General features: G+C 68.2%; 16 protein-coding genes. 5 read left to right on the plus strand and 11 right to left on the minus strand.

What is annotated here, in order from left to right:
* Window positions 1–14: 14 nt before the first annotated feature.
* The 4 genes from ACZ4LX_RS20530 to ACZ4LX_RS20545 all read right to left on the minus strand — a co-directional run bounded on the left by ACZ4LX_RS20530 (window position 15) and on the right by ACZ4LX_RS20545 (window position 9,351).
* Window positions 15–2,117 (minus strand): hypothetical protein, encoded by a 2,103-nt coding sequence (locus tag ACZ4LX_RS20530; RefSeq protein ID WP_467641259.1) that lies wholly within the window; start codon window positions 2,115–2,117, stop codon window positions 15–17.
* Window positions 2,114–5,101, minus strand: coding sequence for a hypothetical protein (locus tag ACZ4LX_RS20535; protein ID WP_467641256.1), 2,988 nt, complete (start codon window positions 5,099–5,101; stop codon window positions 2,114–2,116). The genes ACZ4LX_RS20530 and ACZ4LX_RS20535 overlap by 4 nt, the downstream gene beginning before the upstream one ends.
* Before the next feature lie 10 nt (window positions 5,102–5,111).
* On the minus strand, window positions 5,112–8,006 hold the full coding sequence (locus ACZ4LX_RS20540; protein ID WP_467641253.1) for an SNF2-related protein: 2,895 nt from the start codon (window positions 8,004–8,006) through the stop codon (window positions 5,112–5,114).
* Window positions 8,007–8,127: 121 nt separating this feature from the next.
* A complete protein-coding gene (locus ACZ4LX_RS20545; RefSeq protein ID WP_467641250.1) occupies window positions 8,128–9,351 on the minus strand; it encodes a serine/threonine-protein kinase in 1,224 nt (407 codons plus the stop codon).
* Window positions 9,352–9,650: 299 nt separating this feature from the next.
* On the opposite strand from ACZ4LX_RS20545, the gene ACZ4LX_RS20550 reads away from it, so the two are divergent.
* Window positions 9,651–9,941 carry a DUF2399 domain-containing protein gene (locus tag ACZ4LX_RS20550; protein WP_467641247.1) on the plus strand — a complete coding sequence of 97 codons (291 nt, stop codon included), beginning with the start codon at window positions 9,651–9,653 and terminating at the stop codon, window positions 9,939–9,941.
* Window positions 9,942–10,224: 283 nt separating this feature from the next.
* Here ACZ4LX_RS20550 and ACZ4LX_RS20555 read toward each other — a convergent pair whose 3' ends face one another.
* A complete protein-coding gene (locus ACZ4LX_RS20555; protein ID WP_467641672.1) occupies window positions 10,225–10,860 on the minus strand; it encodes a ScbR family autoregulator-binding transcription factor in 636 nt (211 codons plus the stop codon).
* Between the two features lie 572 nt (window positions 10,861–11,432).
* Between ACZ4LX_RS20555 and ACZ4LX_RS20560 the strand changes: the two genes are divergently transcribed.
* Complete coding sequence (locus ACZ4LX_RS20560; protein ID WP_467641245.1) at window positions 11,433–12,113, plus strand: HAD family hydrolase; 681 nt, start codon at window positions 11,433–11,435, stop codon at window positions 12,111–12,113.
* A gap of 33 nt (window positions 12,114–12,146) precedes the next feature.
* Here the strand turns inward: ACZ4LX_RS20560 and dhaL are convergent, their stop codons facing one another.
* Together dhaL and ACZ4LX_RS20570 are read right to left on the minus strand one after the other, a co-directional pair.
* Window positions 12,147–12,818 (minus strand): dihydroxyacetone kinase subunit DhaL, encoded by a 672-nt coding sequence (dhaL, locus tag ACZ4LX_RS20565; RefSeq protein ID WP_467641243.1) that lies wholly within the window; start codon window positions 12,816–12,818, stop codon window positions 12,147–12,149.
* Between the two features lie 73 nt (window positions 12,819–12,891).
* Window positions 12,892–13,890, minus strand: coding sequence for a dihydroxyacetone kinase subunit DhaK (locus ACZ4LX_RS20570; protein WP_467641240.1), 999 nt, complete (start codon window positions 13,888–13,890; stop codon window positions 12,892–12,894).
* Between the two features lie 438 nt (window positions 13,891–14,328).
* Between ACZ4LX_RS20570 and ACZ4LX_RS20575 the strand changes: the two genes are divergently transcribed.
* Both ACZ4LX_RS20575 and ACZ4LX_RS20580 read left to right on the plus strand, forming a co-directional pair.
* Window positions 14,329–15,066, plus strand: coding sequence for a TetR/AcrR family transcriptional regulator (locus ACZ4LX_RS20575; protein ID WP_467641236.1), 738 nt, complete (start codon window positions 14,329–14,331; stop codon window positions 15,064–15,066).
* 40 nt (window positions 15,067–15,106) lie between these two features.
* The gene (locus ACZ4LX_RS20580) at window positions 15,107–16,321 is read left to right on the plus strand and encodes an acyltransferase family protein (RefSeq protein ID WP_467641234.1); all 1,215 of its coding nucleotides are present in this window, start codon (window positions 15,107–15,109) and stop codon (window positions 16,319–16,321) included.
* Window positions 16,322–16,556: 235 nt separating this feature from the next.
* Here ACZ4LX_RS20580 and ACZ4LX_RS20585 read toward each other — a convergent pair whose 3' ends face one another.
* From ACZ4LX_RS20585 to ACZ4LX_RS20595, 3 genes are read right to left on the minus strand one after another with little or no spacing between them, the layout of a single operon-like run.
* Window positions 16,557–17,222: a hypothetical protein gene (locus tag ACZ4LX_RS20585; RefSeq protein ID WP_467641231.1), complete on the minus strand. Its 666-nt coding sequence runs from the start codon at window positions 17,220–17,222 to the stop codon at window positions 16,557–16,559.
* A gap of 49 nt (window positions 17,223–17,271) precedes the next feature.
* Window positions 17,272–18,189, minus strand: coding sequence for a 5'-methylthioadenosine/S-adenosylhomocysteine nucleosidase family protein (locus tag ACZ4LX_RS20590; protein ID WP_467641228.1), 918 nt, complete (start codon window positions 18,187–18,189; stop codon window positions 17,272–17,274).
* Window positions 18,186–19,856: a hypothetical protein gene (locus ACZ4LX_RS20595; RefSeq protein ID WP_467721245.1), complete on the minus strand. Its 1,671-nt coding sequence runs from the start codon at window positions 19,854–19,856 to the stop codon at window positions 18,186–18,188. The genes ACZ4LX_RS20590 and ACZ4LX_RS20595 overlap by 4 nt, the downstream gene beginning before the upstream one ends.
* 178 nt (window positions 19,857–20,034) lie before the next feature.
* Between ACZ4LX_RS20595 and ACZ4LX_RS20600 the strand changes: the two genes are divergently transcribed.
* A complete protein-coding gene (locus ACZ4LX_RS20600; RefSeq protein ID WP_467641222.1) occupies window positions 20,035–20,757 on the plus strand; it encodes an NUDIX hydrolase in 723 nt (240 codons plus the stop codon).
* A gap of 680 nt (window positions 20,758–21,437) precedes the next feature.
* Here the strand turns inward: ACZ4LX_RS20600 and ACZ4LX_RS20605 are convergent.
* Window positions 21,438–22,376: a hypothetical protein gene (locus ACZ4LX_RS20605; RefSeq protein ID WP_467641220.1), complete on the minus strand. Its 939-nt coding sequence runs from the start codon at window positions 22,374–22,376 to the stop codon at window positions 21,438–21,440.
* Between the last annotated feature and the right edge of the window lie 4 nt (window positions 22,377–22,380).

Raw genomic sequence — 22,380 nt, forward strand, 5'->3', positions numbered from 1 at the left:
GCCCGTCCGCGTTCCTACGCGTCGGCCTTCACCGGCGGTGTCCACCGTCCGGCCGCGATCTCCGCGTCGAGCCGAGCGGAGAAGTGCGCGTGCGCGGCCCGCATCTCGGTCTCGCGATTGGCCTTGTAGAAGGGCGCTGTGTATCCCTCGGGCGGCGGGGTGGTGGCCGGGTTGCCCAGGTGGTCGAGGAGCGCCGGGTAGGTCGCCTTGGTCTGGCCGTGCCCGAACGCATAAGGGTCAGCAGCAATCTTGCGGCCATGCGAGTCGAAGTACATGGCTGCTTCGCGCTCTGCGAGGATTGGGTAGCGAGACTTGTAGATCGCCAAGAACTGATCTGCGGTGATGCCCAACCACACGCATGTGAGTGCATCCAACTCGACTAGCGAAGCCCGGCGCTCATATTCCGTACGAAGCGGTGTGCTGCTGTCCCACGCTTGGGTGATGTGGGCGGTTAGGGGCCGGAGTTGCGGCCATTTGTGCGCCCAATCTTCGTAACCCGGCCACGTGGGATGGAACAGCTCTTGCCACAGGGGGGCGTAGGCGTTAGTCAGACAGTTTAGGCGCAGTGTCCGCAGGAGTAGGGCGTCAGCCAATGGGTGGTTGGTGCCTCCCATCGGCATCTTACGGGCCTCGCCAGCGTCAAGGTGGCCCCTGCCGGTGATCCTGAGTAGGTAGTCAATGGGGAGGCTGGCCCAGAATCCTGAAGCTAGAGCAGTGAGCCTGTTAGACCCGAGTGCCATGCTGCGTACGGCGTGGACATGTGTGGGACCTGGTGGAATTAGGGTGGCGAAGAGGCTGCGTTCGTTGGAGGGGGGGACCATTTCCCGCCAGGCCATTCGGAAATATTGCGAATATGGGCGCCCATTCCATTCGTCCTGGGCGTCAATGAAGCGGTCGTCACTACATGATCGAATGTAGTTTGTTGTCGGAATTGCATTGCTGGGGAGGGTGGTGATATCCCACGCCGAGTAATCCAGGTTGCTGCGGCAAGGGATATTAGGCTGCTTGTTAAATGGAGTGGCGATGGAGAAATGTGGGCCTTGCAGTACGACGTCGCTCAGCGTGTTGGGGGTTGTCGTTTCCCACCGGATGATGCCGTCTTGCCTATCACTTGCCTCGTGGAACCCACCACTAATCTGTGGGTTGAATTCGAGCAGGCGTGACTCGGTTGCTGATAGAGCCTGAATCGCTTCTTGTTCGTCGAGGGTGACGGGATAAAGTAGGGGGGCCTGGGAAGCGGGGGTTTCATCGCCATTTCCGGCAAGCCTGTTCCAATCCTCCAAGACCTTGCTATCAACCTTAATGACGCGTGCTTGGTGGGGTCGGGCATCCCAGTCGTCATTGAATCTGATGCCCGGGACAGGACCCTGGGAAGGGTGTCGAAGCGATTCCGCAAGTGTTGTGGGATCAACCAGCCAACTAAGGTGGGCAAAGTTAGGGGTTCTGGCGCCACCGTAGATGTGCATGCCGAAGTGCTTGTTTCGGTGTACGGGCGGAGGGAAGAAACGATTGCCTCTGTTGACGAAGTCGGCGTGGATTCTGAGGTGCTGGTATGAGGCCGCCCGCAGGGCCCCTTCCTTTGCGCCGCTGAAGTGTGTGTCAGGGTGAATCATTCCGGCCGCGCCGAGCGGCCCCAAGTTGTTCCAGACTCGACACATGAACGTTCGGTAGAGGTCGGGCTGTGTGCCCTGGAGCAAGGGGTAGGTTGTTGGTGATCCGAGTACTGCGGTCGTGGCGGCGTTCAGTGCGAGTTCTTCGAGGAAGAACTCCAGGGATGAAGTCCGCAACATCTCGTCTTTGCGCAGTCTCCAATCGCTCGCTGTCGGCTTATTGGCCAGCGTGAACCACGGGTCCAACTCTGCTAGAACCAAAGGTTCCTGCCATGTTGGCCGAACCCAAGGCGGATTCCCCACCTGCAAGTCGTACCCGCCCCGCTCGAAGACCTGCGCGTACTCCAACTCCCAGTGGAAGAACCCCTGCTGAGTGGCGATGTCCTTCGACCGGGCCGCCCAAGGGAACCGGGACTCCAGCCAGTACGACCGGTCCATCCCCATCAGATCCGGCAGCGCATCCTCGTACGGCGTCAGCTCCGTAAGCGACTCGAACTCCGCGATCAACGACTCCGCAGGCACATCCTGCGTCCCAGCAGCGACTCCGCGAAGTCCAGCCAGTCGTCCAGGTTCGCCAGCGGGATCACCTCGCGGCGCCGTTCAGTAATCGACTCCTTGCGGCGGCCCATCCGGCGCTTGGCCACGGCCTCCTGGGTCAAGGAGAGCTGCTTGGCCTCCGTGTCGAAACCGGGGAGTGCATCCTCCTCCCAGGACATCAGGACACCGGCGCTGTCGTCCTCGTCCTCCGCCTCGGCCTCCGTCTCCGCCCCCGAGACGGCCACCTCGTACGCGGCCGACTGCTCCGCCAGCTCCGCCGCCTGCCGGTAACGGGGGTTCGTGCCATTCAGCAGCGACGCCTCCTGAACCGGCCAGAACCACAGTGCGCACCACGCGTCCATCAGTGTCTTCAGCCGCCAGTACGGGGTGTCCACCGCCTCAAGGTCCGCCAGAACCTCTTCTCGCTGCACCGCCTCCACCGGCTGCCGCAGCCACTTCGGCTCCGCACCCCAGACGTCGATCTTGCGGCTGATGTCGCGCTCGGAGATCTCCAGACGGCGCACCACCAGCTGCCACAGGTACTCCGCCCGACGTGCGAGCCCCTGGAGCCGGGCCGTCTGCTTCGTGCTCGGCGACTTCGTGATCGCCTTGCGCCAGGCGCCGAGGGCCTTCGCCTCCTCCGGGGCCAGGGCCTTCGCCTCCTTCTCGGCGGCGACCGCGCCCCACTCCTTCGCCGGGAGCAGGAAGTGGTGGACGGAACCCGAGGGAAGCCCGGTCGAGGCCTCCGCAAGAGGGAAGCGTTCCGGCGTCGCGCCCAGCCAGCCGCCCTTCTTCAGGCGGTCCGCGGAGTAGATCTCCCGACGGCCGCCGATCAGCGAGTTGCCCCGCCGAAGATGGAGGCCGAACCAAGGCGCCTCCATGCCCGGGTGCATCGTGTTCAGCCACAGCGAGACCTCGGCCAGTTCGACGGCCGTCGAGTTGAGGTCCACGCCGTACGAGTTGTGCAGCGCGATGTATGCCTTGGCCTTCTGGAGCTCCACCGGGTACTGCTCGGTGTCGATCGCCGTGCCGGTCTCGTCCTGGCGGCGGCGCAGGTACTCCGACGCGACCTGGTTGATGGCCTCGTTGAGGAACGCGCCCGATCCGAGGGCCGGCTCGCAGATCTTCCAGTCCAGGAGTTCCCGGGCCTTCGTGACCGTGTCGTCCTGGTCCAGGCGGTGCTGCAGGGCCAGCTGGACGGTGACCTTCGTCAGGGATTCCGGCGTGTAGTACGAGGCCGAGGTCTGGCGGTCGCGGCCGGAGAGGCGGTAGACGAACGAATCCGGTCGGTACCGGACCCGGACATCGGCGCCCGTCTCCTCGTCCCGGCGGCGTACGAAGACGGAATCCGCGTACTCGTCGGCCTTCGAGGACGGGATCAGCCAGGAACCGTCCTTCGGGTCGCCGTTCTTCGCGACCTCGTACAGTTCTTCGCCCGCGATGAAGCCCGCGTACGACATCAGCCCCTCGTACACCGCGCCCAGCTGGTTGATGCCGAGCTGCGCGTACGAGATGAAGCCGCCGCGCTCGCCCTTCCTGCCCCGGGTGAGCATCAGCTTCCGCAGGACCTTGTACAGGGTGGCGTTGCGGAGGCGGGTGTCCAGGTAGCGCGGGCCGTCGTCCGAGTCGTCGTCGTGGCGGGGGTCCTTGACCGACTCCGCGCCGATCAGGCGGATCGACTCCGGTTCGAAGAGCTTCGAGTGAAGGGGCTCGAAGCGGAGGCCGACGCCTTCGGAGTCCTTGGCACCCACCCCGTGCGTGCGGCGCGGCCGGTAGCCCTCCTGGACCTTGCTGAAGAGCAGGTCCAGGGACTCGTACAGGTAGACACCCTCGCGGGCCTTCTCGCCCACCAGATCCCGCTCCGCGACGAGTTCGCCCAGGCGGCCGAGGCCGTACCCCTGGTGGTACTCCGGGTAGTCGGACGGCAGGATGCCCAGCTCCGGGCGGGCCTCCGCGTACAGGAGGAACAGGATGCGGTACAGGTAGCGAAGCGACTCGCGGGTCAACTGCCGCGAAAGTTCCGGGAGTTCCTTCACGTCCTCCAGGCGGACGCCGTCATGGCCGGTGATCCGTGCCAGGACCTCGTTCGCGATGAGTTCCACCGACTCGCGCAGGCCGTCCCGGAGTTCGGACGAGACGCCCACGGCATGCTTCGTGGACTTGTCGACGAGCCCTGAGAGGGGGTTCTCGCCGCCTTCCTCCGGAGTGCGCAGCGAGTCCGCGCCGAACAGGGCTGCCAGGGTGTCGAGTTCCTGGCCGTCCTTGGTGTTGTTGCGGTCCAGGGCCGTGTCCAGGGAGGCCGCCAGGTAGCGGCCCTCGCCCCACGCCGCCCGGTCCGCGAGGACGATCACGCCGCCGGCGAGCAGCAGCACGTAACGGGGCGCGTCCTCGCTCGCGAAGAGGAACGAGGCGAGCTTCGAGCCCGTGCGGAGGGAGGTGGACGCGTCCAGCTGTACGGGGGTGAGGAGGCGGCCGGAGCCGTCCGCGTCCAGGGCCGCGTCCGGCTCGGCGGCCCAGCCGCAGTCGACGGCCACCAGCCCCGGTTCGGCGTGCGCGACGGGGATCTCGTACGTGTGGTCCGCACGGGAAACCGGCAGAGTCCGGGGCTTGGCGTCATAACCGAGGGCGCGGAGGACGGAGGCGTTGAGAGCGGTCGCGCGTTCGCGCCACTCGGGTGCGTCGTACGTCGTCGCGTCATCGTGCGTGACCGCTGCCTCCGCGAAGAAGGCGCGGGTGCGGAAGTACGGGCGGCGCAGGGCGCGCAGACCCAGACGAGGGGTCACCGGGAGGGCGTCCGGGTCCGGTTCGTGATCTGCGGAGTCCGCGGACTTGGCCTCCTCCTCGCGGGTCTTCCAGGCCGCGAGGAGCCCGGACTTGAGGTCCTTCGGGAAGACCTCGGCCAGGTAGTGCGCGGAGAAGTAGTCACCGCGGTTGACCAGGGAGTCGTACGTCATGGGGATTCTCCTAGGCGTGCGCGGCGGAGCCGTGGGCGGAGTCGAGGACGGCCAGGACACGCAGCATGGGCCGGCCCGTCGTCAGCAGGGAGTCGGCGAGGCGGGAGAGGTCGTCCTTGGTCTCCTCGCCCGCGAGGGTGGGTTGTTCCCACTGGCCCAGGCGCTGCCGGTACTCCTCGATCGGGGCGAGGAGTGCCTTGTCCCACTCCGAGCTGTGGCGCGAGAGGAAGGCCTCGGCTGCCTCCAGGGCGGCCGGGATGCCGGCCCGCAGGCTGTCGGAGTCGTGGGACCGCAGCGGGTTGGCCATCGTGGGGCCGATGCCTGCCTCGCGCAGTGTCCCCACCATGTCGTCCGTGACGTGCTCGCCGGTGACGGCCATCCACTTCACGACCGTCGGGCGGCCGAGGGCGTTGGAGTAGATGCCCTGCACGAGATATACGGGAGCGTCGACGTCGGCCGTGACGACGGGGGCCTCCTGGCGGCCCAGCTTCACGAGGACCTTGTCGGTCAGCCACTCCACCACGGGGTGGAGGTCGGTGAGCAGGGAGATCTCCGGCCAGCTGGAGGTGCCCGACTCGCGGGCCCGTACGAGGGCGCGGTCGGCCAGCTTGCGGTTGAGGGTGACGAGCAGTCGCTCGCTCAGGCGCTGTTCGCGGCGGTAGTCGGGCGGCAGCGCCTTCAGCCGGTGCACCAGGTCGGCCGGGGGTTTGAAGGAGATCAGGCCGTTCTCCGGGTCGCGGTCCATCCCGAGGGACTGCTGGGCGTCCGGGAAGACCTCCCGTACGGCCTCGTCGACGAACTCGCGGGTGGTCGTGAAGAGGCGGGGCACGTGGGCCTTCGGCGGGGCGGCCGAGGAACCGTCCGGCGCGGGGGACGCGACGGCGGGCTCGGCGGACACGTCGTCGACCTGGGCGAAGAAGCCGGCCAGGAAATCGTCCGCGCCGCCCGCCTCGTCGGCGGTGTGCTGGAGCGACTCGTCGACCGTCCGGCCCTTGAGCAGGTCCTGGATCAGCGACTTCTCCTCGGCCTCCGCGCGGTACAGGCCGGAGACCGCCTCCGCCGTGCCGAGCGAGCGGTGTGCCTCGTCCTCCCGTTCGAGGAGTCGCTCGGCGACCGTGCGGTCGTCCTTCGCGCCGTCCACCTCGCTGGTCAGGATCAGGGCGCGGAACTGCGGCTTGTGGACCTGCCCGTAACGGTCGATACGGCCGTTGCGCTGCTCGATGCGGATCAGCGACCACGGAACGTCGTAGTGGATGAGCTGATGGCACTGCCGGTGGAGGTTGACACCCTCGGACGCCACATCGCCGGTGAAGAGGATGCGTACGGGTGCGTCGGCGAGGCCGAAGTCCTCGATGCACTGCATCTGCTGCTCGTCGGAGAGGCCGCCGTGCATCACGCGGGCCGCTTCCTCCAGGGCCTTGCCCTTGAAACCGAGCGCGGCCGGCACGGCGGACCGCAGCCACTCCAGGGTCTGGACACGCTCGGAGAAGACCACCACGCGTGTCTCGCTGCGCGGTCCGACGCCGATCGCCTTCAACTGCTCGACGAGAGCGGTGAACTTGCCGGAATCCTGAGCGGTCAGATCGGCCGCCAGCTCACGCAGACGCTGGAGGGCGGCCAGTTCGGCGCCCGTCGCGTCCGGGTCGTTCTTCTTCTCCAGCGTCCTGATCCGGGTCTCGACCGTGGAGCTCAGGGCGGCGTGCGAGGAGAGGAAGGACTTGAGCAGGGTGTACGGGAAGAGCGGGACGTCGCTCACCGAGCGGCCCTCGGCGGGCAGCCAGACCCGGGCCAGCTCGTCGAAGATCTTCTCCTCGGCCGGGGTCGCCGGGCAGTGCACCGACTCGGACGGGCCCCGGTCGGCCCACTGGCCGGACATCTTCTCCCGTACCTCGGCGCTGACCTTGGTACGGCGGATGAACAGGTGCTTGATGTCCTCGGCCGAGTACCGCTCCGGGTCACGGATCGCCGCCGGGTCGAGCAGGGCGATCAGCTCGGCGAACGAGCGGGCGTTGCCGTTGTGCGGGGTGGCGCTGGCGAGGATGAGGGCGTCCGTCTGCGGGGCGAGGAGCTGCGCGAGCTGGTTGCGCAGCGAACCGCGGTTGATCAGGTTGTGCGACTCGTCGATGACGACGGCGTCCCACCGGATGTGCTCCAGGTGGTGCTTGTACTGATCGGTGTTCTTGAGGGTGTCGATCGAGACGATCACGCGCTTGAAGAACGTGAAGGGGTTGCGGCCGGCCGGGATCTCCCGCTGGATCCGCTCGATGCCCGCGGAGTCGAGGCGGATCAGCGGAATGGCGAACCGTGTCCACAGCTCGTGCTGGAACTGCTCCAGGACGTGCTGCGGGGTCACGACGAGGATCCGCTCGCCGCGGCCGCGGCGGATGAGCTCCGCGAGAGTGAGTCCGATCTCCAGGGTCTTGCCGAGGCCGACGACGTCCGCGATCAGCATGCGGGGGCGCAGGTTCCGCCCCGAGAGAGCGAGCTGCGCGGGCCGCTGCTGGTAGGGGAGCGGGTCGAGGAGGAAGCTGTCGGCGAGGGCCAGGCCACGCTCGGACTGGGGCAGCGGGGTCTTGCGCAGGATCGCTTCGAGGAAGAGCCGGCTGCGTCGGAAGTTCGGTGAGTCGTCGCTGATCAGGGTGGTCCTGGCGGGGTCCATCAACTCGATGCCGGGCGCGCCGTCGCGGGTGCGCTCCAGGCCCGTGAAGAAGACGGCCTCCTGATCGCGGACGAACTCGGAGATCCCGACGGCCTCGATGCGGTCGCCGTCGTGATCGGTCCGGGTGACGTTCTTGACCAGCCATTCCTCGTCGCGGACGACGATCTGGGCGCCGGGCGGGAGACTCGTACCGGTGCTCGGGGCGGGCTGCCCACCGGACGGCCGACTGGACTGCTGGGCGGTCACCCGCGGTACCTCCTGATAGCTGCTGAACTGTGTAGATCTTCGTGCGGGCCACGGCCCCGGACAAGGGGCGAGGATCACCTCCGTCCCGCGCGCCACGGAGCCTCGCGCCCTGACGCCCCGCTCAGAACGGCGCCGTGGACGCGTACGTCTCCCGCAACTGTGCCGCGATCCGGAGCGCGGCGGCGGAACGGCGGGGGCGAGGATGAGGCGCCGACGTGGGCGGGGGCTCGGCCTCGGCCGTGGGCCCGGCCTCCGGGGCGGTCACCGCTACCGTCGGGGTGTAGCCCGGCGGGTGCGCGGGAGCGGCGGACGACTGCGGCAGCGGGGTGGCTGACGGCTGCGGCAGTGGGACGGTCGGTGCCGTGGCCGCCGGGTCCGGGGCCACGAGAGTCGGCACTTCGGAGAAGATCTCGGCGTCGGTGGGCGGAGCCGGAGCCGGTACGGGGGAGGGCTCCGGCGGTGCGTACGCGACCTTGGCCAGGGAGGCCAGTTGCCGCCGGGCCTGGGCCACGGTCGCCCCGTGTGCCTTGATGATCGCCACGCACTGGGTGACGACCTCGTCCATCGTCGGACGGTCGTGGTGCGCGTACCGGAGCATGGAGGAGAGGAGACCGACCAGTTCCCCGGGGGCTCCCGACAGGTCGGGGGCCTTCTCGGGGTTGATGATGTGGCTGAACAGCACCTGCACGTTGTCGGCCTGGTACGGGTAGTGGCCCGTGCTCATGAAGAGCAGTACCGCCCCGAGCGCGTACACGTCCACCGGGGCCGTCAGCGGCTTCTCGCCGTTCGCCTGCTCCGGAGACATGCAGGCAGGGGTGCCCATCACCATGTTCGGTGCGGTGAGGGAGGCGCTGGACTCGGCGAAGACGGCGAGGCCGAAGTCGATGATCTTGGGGCCGTTGGGGCCGAGCAGGATGTTCGCCGGCTTCAGGTCCCTGTGCAGCAGCCCTTGGCTGTGGACTCCGGCCAGCGCCTCGGCAAGGGTCGCTCCGAGCGAAGCGGCAGCCAGAGGCGACAGCACACCCCGGGTGTCGAGGAGCCGACGCAGGTCGGGTCCCTCCACGTACTCGGTCGCGAGCCACGGCTGCTCCGACTCCGTGTCGGCCTTCACGAACGCGGCGACGCGCGGTCCCCAGACCGTCTTGAGAACCTCGATCTCCTGGGCGAACCGCTGCCGGGTCTCCGAATCGACGACCGTGGGTTTGATCACCTTCACCGCGACGGCCTCACCGGCGGCGGACTCGCCGAGGTAGACCTGGCCCATGCCGCCGTGGCCGATCCGTCCCAGCAGCGTGAACCCGCCCAGCTCGGCCGGATCGTCCGGGCTCAGCGGCGTTGCGTTCACTCTCGTCCCCACCTCGAAGGTCTGCCGAAGGTCGTGCGACGGCCGCGCGCGTACGGTCGGATGGTCGCGCGCCTACGGCCAAGGGTATCGGCGGTGTCCGACAGCAGGTCCCGTTCGGGTCAGGCCGCCCCTGCCCCGAACGGATACAGCCCGCAGACGGCCGGGGGACGCCCGTCTCACGGTGCCGGACACCCCGCTCCACCGCCACGTGACGCGGGCGTTCCGGACGGCCGTCGGCACCGCGGAACGGTTCGCGGTCCACCTGCGGCCCGAGGGCGTGCACACCGCACTGCCGGCGGATGTCCGTCCCGCCGGGCCGGAGGCCGTCGCCCGCGCGCTCGACAGGCTCGTCGGCCGGGGGTCTCCGGATCGCCGGCGTCCTTCGCCGGCGCGTCCCGTGGCAGCCCTGGCGCTGCACGGCGGACTGCCGCGCCGCCGTGTCCCGCTGCGCCTCAGCTCCGTCGTCACCGCTCGTCAGCGCCCCGACGGAGACCCCCTGGGAGCCCGCACCCGCTGCGGCCGTCGCTGAACTCGCTGTTCGGGTCGAGGGGGAGAGGGGGCAGGAGCTGTTGTTGTCCGATCTCACGTGAGGATCGTGACTGTCCGGCGGGGCAGGTGCGGTGGGTGGAGAGCGCGTCCGCGCGGGACATGTTCCCCGGACATGGGTGAATCGATGTTGACCAGGCACGGCGAGACGGCCTGGGGCCGCACCGGCCGGATGCCGACGGCACTGTCCTGCCGCTGACCGGAGCGGGGGAGGACGCGCGCTGACCGGAGCGGGGGAGGACGCGCGCTGACCGGAGCAGGGGAGGACGCGGCACGTGCGCGCACATCCCGACTGGCCGAACGGACTCCGGTGGGCCGGGTCCTCCCTTACGGCAGAGCGGGGCCCCATGCCCGCGCACGGGCGAGCAGACCGTCCGGATCCGGCTCCGCCTGAAGGGACTTGAGCGTCAGCAGCCACCACTGGTCGAACTGCTCCCCCCAGTCCCGCCCGCCCGGCAGGTCGTCGGTCAGTGTGCAGAGTCCGAAGAACGCGCACACGAGGGTCACGGCCGCGGCCGACGGCTTCACGCCTGCCGCGAGCTCACCCCGCACTCGGGCCTGGGCGAGAAGCCGGGTGGCAGCCAGGGACCATACGCCGAACGGCGTGGGTACGACTGCGTCGATACCCCGGCGCTCCGCCCACAGCCGGGCGCCCGCGCGTGCCATGACGTCCTCGCTGAGGGAGCGCGCGACACCGAGGCTCAGGACGACCAGCTTCTCCAGTGGGGGGATTCCGGGTTCGGCGTAGGGGGCGGCGAGCTGTGGCCAGGTGGCGAACTGTTCCCGGGCCACCGCCAGGGCCAGCTTCTCCTTGCTTGAGTAATGGAAATAGATAGCACCGCTGGTTTTCCCCGAGTGATCACTTATTTTATTGACACTCGTTCCCTCGTATCCCTTTTCGGCAAATAGGTGTGCTGCTGATTCCAGCAGTACTTTGCGGGTTGCTCTGGCCCTGTCCTGCATATGCGTTCCACTTTCGATCAAACGTTCTGTCAATGCGGCCAGGGAATGCGGTCAGGGGGTGCGGACCCTCGCCCCGGGGGTGTAGTCGCATCGCGCGAAGATCCTATTATTCGTCAGTCCTCTGTGGGTGCGTGTTCAAGAAATCCGCTACCGGGCGAGGGGGGCGCTTCGCGCGAGGGGGTCACTGTGCCCCCGTGGTGGCGCGGGCTGCCGGGGGCGCCACTCACCAGGCATGTTGCTGGGTCTCCGGGGGGCGCGGTTCCTTTCACCGGTGGTTTCGCGCACCCCTGGCCGCCAGTGCCCGCGGCGATTTCATGCACTCGAATTGGTGATTGCGGAAACCGGAGGCGCGAAATAACGTAGCTGTCACGATGTTTTCGGCTCAACGTCGAAAGCGTCGATCCACGCCCGCCACGACGCGCTCAGCAACGTGCACGCGGTCGCAGCAACCGTGCCCACTCACGCGGTTCCCCCATTGCTGCGCATTCGTGACCCGCATCCCGGCACCTCTCTGCCGCCCCGTGCACCCATGCACCGAAACGGTCGGCGCAGTCTCCGAGAACGGCAGTTACATGACAGCTCATCACATCCTTGCCTGGTCCCCGTCAGCCATCGTCTTCGACTGCGACGGAACCCTGATGGACACGGAACGACACTGGCAGGAGGCCCGGAACGCCACCTTCCGGGTCTTCGGCCTCAAGCCTCCGGCCGGATTCGCCGACCGTGCCAAGGGCGTGCACTACACCGAGTGCGGTGCGCTCATGGCCGATGAGACGGGAAAGCCGGACCTCGCGGGCGACATGGCGGACACGCTCCTCACCACGTTCACGGCGCTGGTCGACGAGGACCCCGTCACCATTGACGGGGCTGCCGCCCTGGTCCAGCTGGCCGCTCGGCATCTCCCCCTGGCGGTGGCGAGCAACTGCCCCCGCACGATGGTGGAATCGTGCCTCGACCGGGCCGGACTCCTCGGCTTCTTCAAGCACGTCGTGGTGGCCGGTGAGGACCTGAGGCCGAAGCCCGAGCCCGATCTCTACAGCACGGCCGCCCGCCTCTGCGGTGTTCCGCCCAAGGAAGCCCTGGCCGTGGAGGACTCCCTCACGGGTATGGAATCCGCTCGCAGAGCAGGACTCCGGGTCATCGGGATCGGTGCCTGCCCGCCAGGTCCCGACGCGGAGCAGGCGGACCTGTGGGTCGAGAGTCTCGCCGACCGGAATCTGGTGCGCTGGGCTCGCGGCCACATCGGGGAGTAGAGCCGCCTCCTTCCCTCTTCGGCGGGTGCGTGGTCAGCCTGCGGGCCGAAGAAGTGGCCCGAGGGCGGGCACGGCACCGGCCGCGGAGGTGAAGAAGAGGGCGATGCCCACCGCTCCGGGGTCGGGAATGCCTGTCGCCCGTTCACCGAGATAGCTGGCCCGGCCCATGCGTGCCGACAGGGAAGCGGTGTCCCGTACGCCCTGCCAGGCACCGTCCGCCGCCGCGGCCAGGGCGGTCGCGGCCGGCGATTCCCCTGCCGCCCGTAGCGCGGACACGGCCGGATCCAGCGCGTCGACCAGGGTCTTGTCGCCGGGGGACGCGTCACCCACACGGCGGATCGCGGCGAGGCCCTGGGCGGTGCCATCGGCGAGCGCGACCGTCGTCAGATACGAACCCGAGCCCGCGGCGACCCTGCTCATCGACTGGAACAGCAGGCCGAACAGGGGGCCGCTGGTCCCGCCGATCTCGTCGAGGAAGGAGGTGGCCATGATGCCAAGGGCCTCCGCGGGGCCGGCCGACTCGTCCATACGGTCGAGCAGCTCCCCGGCGGCCCGGACTCCGGCCGCGAGATTGGTCCCGAAGTCGCCGTCCCCCGCCTGCTGGTCGAGCGCGGTCAGCTCGGCCTCGGTGGCGTACACCGAAGCGCTGAAGCGGCGCATCCAATCGCGGGTCTGTGGTCCGTCGAAAGCGGCAGCGGCCGTCATGAGACCGTCCTCCTGCTCCTGATCCTGATCCTGCTCCTGTCACGGGCCGCCGGGGCGGCGGCCCGTGAGCCGCTCACCATCGCAACGCCGGAGTGCGGACCGGCGCATCGTAGAAGCCCAGGGTGTCGTGGTCGGCGATCATGAGGGTCAGGGAGAAGCCCCGCATGTCGAGCGCGGTGACGTAGTCGCCGACGAGGTGCCGCGCGAGCGGCACGCGGCGGCCGTCGAGGACCCGGCCCAGTTCGCCGAAGATGCCGTACAGCTCCAGGGAGGTGACCGACCCGAGACCGTTGACCAGTGCCACGACCGGCTCGTCGGGCCCGGGGCGCAAGGCGTCCAGCAGGGCGTCGGCCATGTCCTCCACCAACGCGCCCACGCTGTCCTGGCTCCTGGTGTGGTCGGCGCGCTCGCCGTGGATCCCGACGCCGTATTCGAGTTCCCCCGGCGGCAGCCCGAACGCCGGCTCACCGGTGGCCGGTGCGGTGTGGGCGGCAGAGGCGGTGGCGAGCGTCCGGCACCGTCCCGCGAGGGCGGTGCCCAGTTCCACCAGCCCTTCGAGCCCCATCCCGGTGTCCGCGGCCCCGCCCAGGACCTTCTCGACCAGCATGGTGGCGCCCGTGCCCCGGCGGCCTGCGGCGATCCCTTCGGATTCGGAGGCCAGGTCGTCGTCGACGAGGACCCGCGCGCAGGCGATGCCCGCAGCGGAGAGCCGTTCGGCCGCGATACCGAAGTTGATCCGGTCGCCGGTGTAGTTCTTGACGATGTGCAGGACACCTTCCGGCCCCGCGACCGCGCGCGACGCCCGGAAGATCTGCCGGTTGTGCGGAGAGGCGAAGACTCTCCCGGGGCAGGCGGCATCGAGCATGCCCGCGCCGACGTATCCGGCGTGCAGGGGTTCGTGCCCCGAGCCGCCACCCGACAGGAGTCCCACCCGGCGGGCCGGTGAGGAGTGCCGGGCGGTGAAGAACCCGTCATCGGCGTCGTACGCCACGAGGTCCGCGTGCGCGCGGGCGAAGCCGGACAGCGCGTCGGGGACGAGCTCACCGGCAGTGTTCTCGAAATACCTGGCCACGTGCCGAACCCCTCCTGTCCACCGGTCGGACCGGCCTTCGGGCGAGACCTCCATGGTGGAGTGACCGCACGCATGTGGCAACTCGCGGAACGTAGCCGCGGCAGCCGCGCGGAGCGCGGTGTCCTGAGTTCCGGGTGGTCGTGCGAGGGGCTTCGAGCCGAAGAGCAGGCTTGGGCCCGGCATTTTCCGGGACGGTTTCAGGGTGAAGCCGTTCCGATGACGCACCCGGTGGAGTGCGTCGCGATTCTGGAGCCTTCCGGCGAGCGGTCCGGCCACCTCCGACCTTGTGGGCGCGGCCCGGCCGGCACCACGGCATCGACCGGATCGGACCGGTCGTCCGGGTCGCCTCGCCAAAGGCGCGGCGGGCCCGGAACGGCTCGTGTGCCGCCGGTGCACAGCGAGGGCCGTGGCCGTTCCGTCGTTACGTACGCTGCGCTCATGAACGGTGTGGACAGAAGCGATCTGACGGGACGGGCGCGACTGCGGGAAGCGGCCCTCGAACTCTTCGCCGAGCGAGGCTTCGAGGCAACCTCGACCCGCGCCGTGGCGGCCGCTGCCGGGCTCTCCCCGGCCCTGGTCACCCGGCACTTCGGATCCAAACAGGGCCTGCGGGCGGCCGTCGACGCGCATGTTCTGGAACGCGTCGCCGAGCAGCTGCGGCAACTCGACCCGTCCGTCGGCCTGATGGCCTCCCTCGGCTCCGCGTCGGCGAACGTCTTCGGTGCCGACCCGGTTCTGCGTGGCTATCTGCGCCACGTCCTCCTGGAGGACAGCGGAGCCAGTGCCGAACTCTTCGGCCGCCTGCTGACCGGCGCGCGGGCCGAGGTCGAGCGCCTCACCGCCGCCCACGGGAACGAGCACGAGAGCGGTAGCGGGAACGGGAACGAGCACGAAAGCGGCAGCGGGAACGGGAACGAGCGCAGGAGCGGGTACAGGAGCGGGTACGAGCGCGAGAGCGGTGGCGGTAGCGGGAACGGGGAAGGCCCGGATCCGGAATGGGCGGCGTTCCAGATGCTCTGCCTGGTCCTCGGTCCGCTTCTTCTGGAGCGTGTCATGCAGCCCCAGCTCCGCGAGCCGATGTTCGCCCCGGACGTCCTGGCTCGCCGCAGCGCGGCCAATCAACGGCTGCTGCTGCGCGGTTACTACGGGCACCTGGAAGGGACGGGCGGGGGCTAGCACCAGTGCGGTGTGTGCATATGTTCACCATCCTGTACGCATGAACACTTGCCCCGTCGGAGCCCCACCCGGCACACCTCCCGCGGATCGCCGGAACCAGGCGCACCGGCTGGCCTGGCTCGACAACCTCCGCGTCGCCCTGACCGTCCTCGTGGTCATCCACCACGCGGCACAGCCCTACGGCCCCTCCGACTGGTGGTACGTCCGGAACCAGCCCCGCACACCCGCCCTGGCGACGCTCTCCGCGGTCGACGGTGCGTTCTTCATGAGCCTGTTCTTCTTCGTCTCCGCAGTCCTCGTCCCCGGCTCGTACGAACGCCGCGGCGTCCGCCGGTTCCTCACCGGCCGACTGCTGCGCCTCGGCATACCCGTCCTCGTGGGCGCGCTGACGATCGTCCCCGGCCTGCTGTACACCTACTACGTCCACTACCGGGGCTACGGGCCGATCTCCTACCCGCACTACTTCGCCGACGTCTACCTCGGCTTCGGCGACAAGCCCGTCGGCTGGACCGGACCCTCCTGGCCCGACCTGCAGTTCGCCCATCTGTGGTTCATCCAGAACCTGCTCGCCTACAGCGTCCTGTACGTGGTGTGCCGCCGGGCCGCACGCCTGGTGCCCCGCCGTCGAAAGCCCGCAGGTCCCCGTCAAGTGCCGGGCAGTCCTGCCCTGCTGCTTCTCGTGGTGGTACTCGCCGCCGCCACGTTCGCCGTACGTCTGAAGTACCCCCTCGACACCTGGATCCCGGTGCTCGACTTCCTTCAGGTCGAACCCGCGCGCCTCCCCCAGTACGCGGCCTTCTTCGCCCTCGGTGTCCTCGCCCACCGCCACGACTGGCTGAACCGCTTCGACGCCCGCACCGGGTGGCTCTGGCTGACCGGTGGCCTGCTCGGCGTCGCGCTGCTGTTCGCGGTCGGACAGGACGCGCCGGCGTTCGGGCCGGGCGGTCCCAACGGACCCTCCGCACTCTGGTCGGCGTACGAGAGCTTCCTGTGCGTGGCGCTCTGCGTCGGGTTGCTGACCTTGTTCCGGGAGGCTGTGGCCGGAGCGAACCGTGTCACCCGTGAACTGTCCTCGGACGCCTACGCGGTCTACCTCGTGCACCTGCCCTTCGTGGTGGGCGCGCAGCTCCTGCTGGCGGATCGCGGCCTCACGGCCGGTGGGGCCTGGCTCACGGTCTCCCTCGCCGCCACGGGCCTTGCCTTCGTGGTGGCGGCGGGGATGCGCAGGCTGCCGGGAGTGCGGAGGATTCTGTGACCGGCGCCATGGGCGGGCCGGCCGTGCGGCACTCTGTCGTTGGGTGTGCGTGGAGCCGGCCTCGCTGCCCGTCGTTGGGCAGGCGTCGCAGCTGCCTGACGCGCGCCGTCTCCGCCACGGCCGACCGTGGCTGGGGTGCCGGAAATCCTGGGGTGTCAGTGGGTCAGGCTCCTGCTGTGTGCGGCTGCGGGGCCATGGCTCGTGAGTCTGCGGCAGGCATTTCTTTCCCGGTCCGTCAGAGGAGAGGGTTCGGGACTGGCGGCGCGGCGTGTGTCCAGGTCGTGTCGAACTGGCGCAGCGCGGCGGCGTAGAGGGTGCCGGGCGCCCGGGCATACAGGCACGGAGAGTTTCTGCCGTGGGCCGAAGCGTCGTAGAACGTGAGGTAGGCGGCACGGTCCGTCGCGATCACACGGCAGTTGTTCGGCAAGTTGAAAGTGCGGAGCTCGATTCCGTCTCGCGCCCGCGCTATACGGGCCAGGTAGTCGATATTGGTTCGCACCTGGCTTCGGAGCAGACCCCGTGTGAAGCCGGGGTCGAACCGGGAAACCTCCTGCGAGCGCCGATCGAGCCAGGAGTCCTCTCGGGGATCCGGGTCGGGTAACAGGACCTGGACGGACTGCGGAGACGGCTCTGCCGACCACAAGGGTGAGAAGACCTCACGGGTGAGCACGTTTCCTCGGCCCGCCAGGACCTTTACCCAGCGGGCTTGCCGCAGGTCGCGAGCGAGGTCCTGTTCGGCGGAGGACTGGTGACGGTATACACGCCCGAGACCTGTGCCCGTGTATCGGGAGCAGGCTGCGACCAGCCACCACATGGGACGGGCGCCGCGCAGCAACCCGAGGACGAGGAGGATCGCGCTGGCCGTCAGAGAGCCGATGATTCCCAACAGAAGGTCGGTCATGTGGAGCCTCTTTCGGTGTCAGGCCGAATGTGGCGGATCATCCATCGCGTCAGCAAAGGAAGGGCAGCAGGAGCCGTAGGACGTGGGCGGCGTTCCGGGCCGCGAGTTCGTGGTGGGCGTGGCCCTTCTCTTCGTCTGCGTTGTCCGAAACACCTCGGATGACGATCCAGCCGGGGTTCGCCTCGCCGTGGACGGAGTTCTCCTGCCAGTACTGGCTCAAGCCACCTGCTTCCATGTCCACCGCCAGGACCTTCTCGTTGTAGTGCGCGAGATATCGGCGGATGTCGCTGTCGCGGTCGGCAACAACGGCCTCCCCGGACCCGATCAGCCCCGGATGCACCTGGAATTCCTGTGAGGACTGCGAGGTGAGTTGTCCGTGAATACGGGCAGGAGTGCCGTGCTCGGTGAAGAATGCGTTCACGGCGTGCACCACGTGGGCCGGGGCCTGTCGGTGTTCTCCACGCCTGCGAACATCACCGAGCGGATTGATCTTTCGATTCTCGTAGTAGACGACCTCGGTCGAGACGATGACGTTCCCGATGTGGGCGTACTCGTCGTGAATGCCTCCCCCCACGCCGACGAGTGCCCACAGTCGGGGCGCGTAGTGACGTCGCAGATTTTCCAGAGCGGCCATGGCAGACCGCTGCCCCTGGCTCTGAGTCTGAGTGGCGACTATGCGGACGGTCGAGTCCGAGGTGGTGTGTTCTCCGCGGTAGAAGTAGAGGCCGCCTGGCTCTTTGTGCCGTTCGAGCTTCAACTCGTCACACAGCGAGCGTAGTTCCTCGCTTAGGATGGTGACGATTCCGATGTCCCATGTGTCTCGGCCCGTTGGTGCTTCGCTCCCGGTGACCGAAGTGCCGATTCGTTCGGCTGGAGGCGTCGCGATGACCTGGGCGTTTTTGCCCACGGCGTTGTTGCTGATGGTGTTGTCGTTTCCGTAGGAGCTGATGCCTCGGTCGGTGTTCACGGAGTTCCTCCGTCGCTGGGGGTGCCGGTCCCCGTGGTGGGGTGCGCAGGGGCGCCGACTTGGGCCGCGTCGCCCACGGCGTTGTTGCTGATGGTGTTGTTGTCGCCGAAGTTGAAGATCCCGCTGTTGATGATCTTGAGCGCTCGATTGTTGAACTCTGACGCGTCCACGCCCTTGGCCACTAGGAAGTCGCCTGCTGCCCGAAGCAGACGTTGTTCGATCGTCTTCATCCGGCCGAGGATGTCGGTCTTTTCCAGCTGCACCTTGGACCACGCCTGGGCCGGTTGCTCCCGAATGCTCACGCGACTGCCGATGAGGACGTTGCGTATAGGCGTGGACGTGAGATCCGAGGGGAGGACGGCAGACTTGATCAGGGCGCGGAGGTATCGGACGATCCGCCACGAGTGCTGGACTTGCCGGGGCAGGGCGGATAGTTCGCGGAGAGCGGCCCACACGACTGCGATGGCACCGTGCTGGCCGAACTCGGACGTCCGTTGGAAGGACCTCGGCGTGTGCGCCAGCACGCACGCAGCTGTGGAGATGATCAGGTTCCGTCCCCGTACGCTGACGTGGAGCAGGACGGTCGCGACGTACTCCGCGCCTTCCAGTGGTGTCGTGATTTCGAGGAAATGATGCCCCCTCGATCCTGGCGTGTTGATGATCTCCCGAAGATCCGCGTCGGTGAGTTTCCGGGGAAGCAGGGCTCGGTTGGTTGCCACGTCGGTCTCGGACACATAGACGCGGTCCCTGACGTGGGTGGGTAGCCGGACATCGTGGCTGTCGGTGTTCAGCAGGCGAACCGCATCGCGCAGATGCTCGACGAGCTCGTGGGCTTGGAACGGGGGTACCGGGTGCTCCCGTTCGTGCAGGGGGACGTCGTCATCCTCAACGGGGCGCAGGAGCTGGACGCTCATGGGCGGGTTCCACTGGTAGACGATCTCTCCTGCGCCGATGAATGGCGACTCCTTGCCGAAGAGGGTGAACACGGTCAGGTCGTCCTCGGCCTCTCCTTTGTCCTGGCTGTGGTGGGGACGGCGGTACACGGTGTGTACATCTTGCTGCTGAACGTCGGCCACCCGTTGCCGCGAGGACAGGCGGCCGGGGCGCAGGGTCTGCGCCCGAAGGAGCCGGTTGAGCTGCAGCTGACGCGTCGCTCCGAAGGTGAAGCACGCAAGCACGATGCTCACCCCCAGGTGAAGGGCTGTGGTGGCCTGGCGTGGGTGGGTGAGCCCGATCGCCAGGCCGGTCATTGTCAGGCCGAGTGCGATGCCTCCGACGCGTCGCAGTGCCTGTGACTTCTCCGATCTCCTTTTCGGGAGAATCCGTTGGAGACGGCGCCGATGGCGGTAGCGCCGCTCCTGGCTGCGGAGCCCGGGCTTTCGATCGGTCCTGGGCTCGCGGTCGCCCCGGTGTATGAGTAGGGCCAGGCGGAGCAGCCACAGGAGGGCGAGTCCGCACGCCACGAGAACGCTCGCGGGCAAGGCGCCGGCGCAAGCTGGCGCGATCACTGATCCGAGTAGCGTGACGCGCAACATGGCGGTGAGGGTGGCGGCCCGCCATGCATGCCGCATGACCGGGACCACGTCGAAGCCGTAGGACGGGGCGACCCTGCGGTGCGGTGACGTACAGACCTTGTCGATCACGAGGTCGCGAAAGCGTTCGTCCACGTATGCCCCTGCGCATAAGTGGCGCGTTGCGGCCGTGGGTTCGCCGCCGAATTCCTTTGCGGGTGGTGTGGGTGGTGCGGGGGGAGTGGCCATGTCCTGCCCTCGCCTCTTAGAGTTAAGGTCCGTGCGACCTTAAGTCGCAAGGGTATTCAAGTCAATGTGACCTTTAGGGGATTTCGTGGATGACTGGCTGAAAGACTCCGATGACGTGGAGGCCTCGTGGGTCACGGTGGATCTGGCGATCTTCACGCTGCGGGACGCTCGCCTGATGGTGCTTCTGATCGACCGGGGGCTGGAGCCCTTCCTGGGCCGCCCCGCGCTACCCGGCGGGTATGTCCAGAAGAACGAGACCCTGCGTGAGGGAGCGCTGCGGGAGTTGTGGGAGGAAGCGGGCATCGACGGTGGTCCATTGCACCTGGAGCAGCTGGGTACTTATGGTGATCCCGGACGAGATCCGAGAGGCCGAGTAGTCACCGTTGCGTACCTGGCCCTGGGGCCCAACCTGCCCGTGCCCGTGGGGGGGACCGATGCGGAACACGCCTACTGGGCGCCTGCGGAAGACCAGGAGGGGTGCCGGCCGAGGCTGGCGTTCGATCATTCCGACATCCTCGCAGAGGCGGTGGAGGAGGTTCGCCGTAAGCTTGAGTACACGTCTGTTGCCACGGCTTTCTGCGCCTCTGAGTTCACTCTCAGTGAGTTGCGTACGGTCTATGAAGTGGTCTGGGGGCAGACGTTGGACCCGAGCAACTTCCGGCGCAAGGTACTGAAGACCGCAGGGTTCGTGGAACCCACGGGCGAGCAGAGGATGCCCTTGACAGGCAGGCCGGCCGCGCTCTACCGGCGAGGGAGTGCATGGGTGCTGAGTCCACCACTTCTGCGTGCCGTCGGACAGCCTGCGTAGTTGGCTGAATCTTGTGTCTCCACATCAAGGCACGGGCGCGGGGCTGCTTCAGGAGCGAGGAGGCTCTGCGGTCGTGGACAGGCGAGCGGGTGGGGCCCTGCTTCGGTTCCGAGGCCCGCGACGTTGTACGGAAAGCGGGGGCGGGCCGAACCCACGCTGGTCCCGGAGGCGGGTGGGCGGTGAAGAGGCCGTCGCTGACTCGGGCGTGGAGCAAGGACGTGGTTCCGTGGCGCGTCCGATGGCGGACAGGATGGACAGGGGGTGTCGGCGCCTGCTGGTGGCGCTCTCTGCGCGCCATGCGGAGAAGCAAGAAGCCGGTCGCCGGGTTCGGGCGGCCGTGACTGTTGCCGAGGCCGTCGCACCGTTCGGATCGGTACTCGGGGTCGCTCGCGTGCCGCGCTCCGGTCCGGGATCCGGTGGATCCCGGGAAGGTCGGGGCGGTAGTCGTGCGGCGAGGCGTCAGTGAAGCCGATGCCGTCTGCTCAGGTCCGCGTCGCGTCTGCCCCGGCGCGCAGCGGATCACGGGCCGCCCCCTGGTTCAGGGGCGGTCCGCGATCAGGTCCAGCCGTCCGTCCCGGCGGCTGCGGGCGCTTCGGGCCCGCCGGATCCACCGCGTACGCGATCCGCCGTGGGGACGTTCGTTGTTCCGGTGGTGCTGCCCAAGTACCGGGCGGACGGGATCAGTTGCCGGCAAGCACCGTCGCGGCGTTGCCGAGGGCGGTCAGCTTGGTCTCCTTCATGGGGGCCAGCTCGGTGTGCCGGTCCTCGATGAGTGACGCCTGGATGTCGGCTTCGGCCTGGAACCAGGTGTCCACGAGCCGAGTGGAGTTCTTGCAGGCGACATCGGCGGTGGCCGTGGCGATCTCCGCCGCTGTGGCGGTGCTGCCGCTGAACGCGGGGTCGTCGTTGGCCTGCATCGGGTCGCTGTAGTCGAACCCCTTGCCCGTCATACACGTCGACCAGGCGGCGAACACCTCCCGTACGCGGGGTGCCTCCTTCGCCTTGAGGTAGCTCTGGCCGTTGATGTCCTGCGGGAGGTCGGCGTACAGCTCATCCGATCCGCCGGTCAGCCGGCGGGTGGACTCACCGATGCAGCCGCCGGCCGGGATCGCCATCCCCTTGAACGACCGCGGTGCCGTCCTGAGGGCGGCGGTGTCACTCTGTTCGGCGGGCAGACCCGTCATCACGAGCTCCTGATCGGCCGGGAGTTCGGGCTCGGGGGCGGCCTTGGCGAAGGCGGCGAGGGCGGGTGACGGGTGGTATCCGTACTTCGCGGCCTCGGCGGCGTCCTCGATGCCGTAACGGTCCGCGGTGAAGCTGTCCCTCGGGTCCGTCTGCGGCACGCTCAGCGCTTCGAAGCCGGTGAAACCGAAGTCGCGCATGCACTGTTCGTCGAGCCGCACACGGGCTTTCGTGATCTTCACGTACTCGGCCGACGAGGGGAGGTAGTCCTCGATCGGCAGGGTGCGTATCTTCACCTCGTCGGATGCGGGGTGGATGGCGCTGTCCTTGACGGTATGGCCGGCCTGGTCACTGCTTGAACAGCCGGTGATCACCAGCAGGCCCGCGGCGAGGGCGGTGCTGATTCCAATAAACCTTTGGCGACGCGTTGAGTTCATTGAA

This window comes from Streptomyces sp. NPDC026062 (assembly GCF_055568375.1).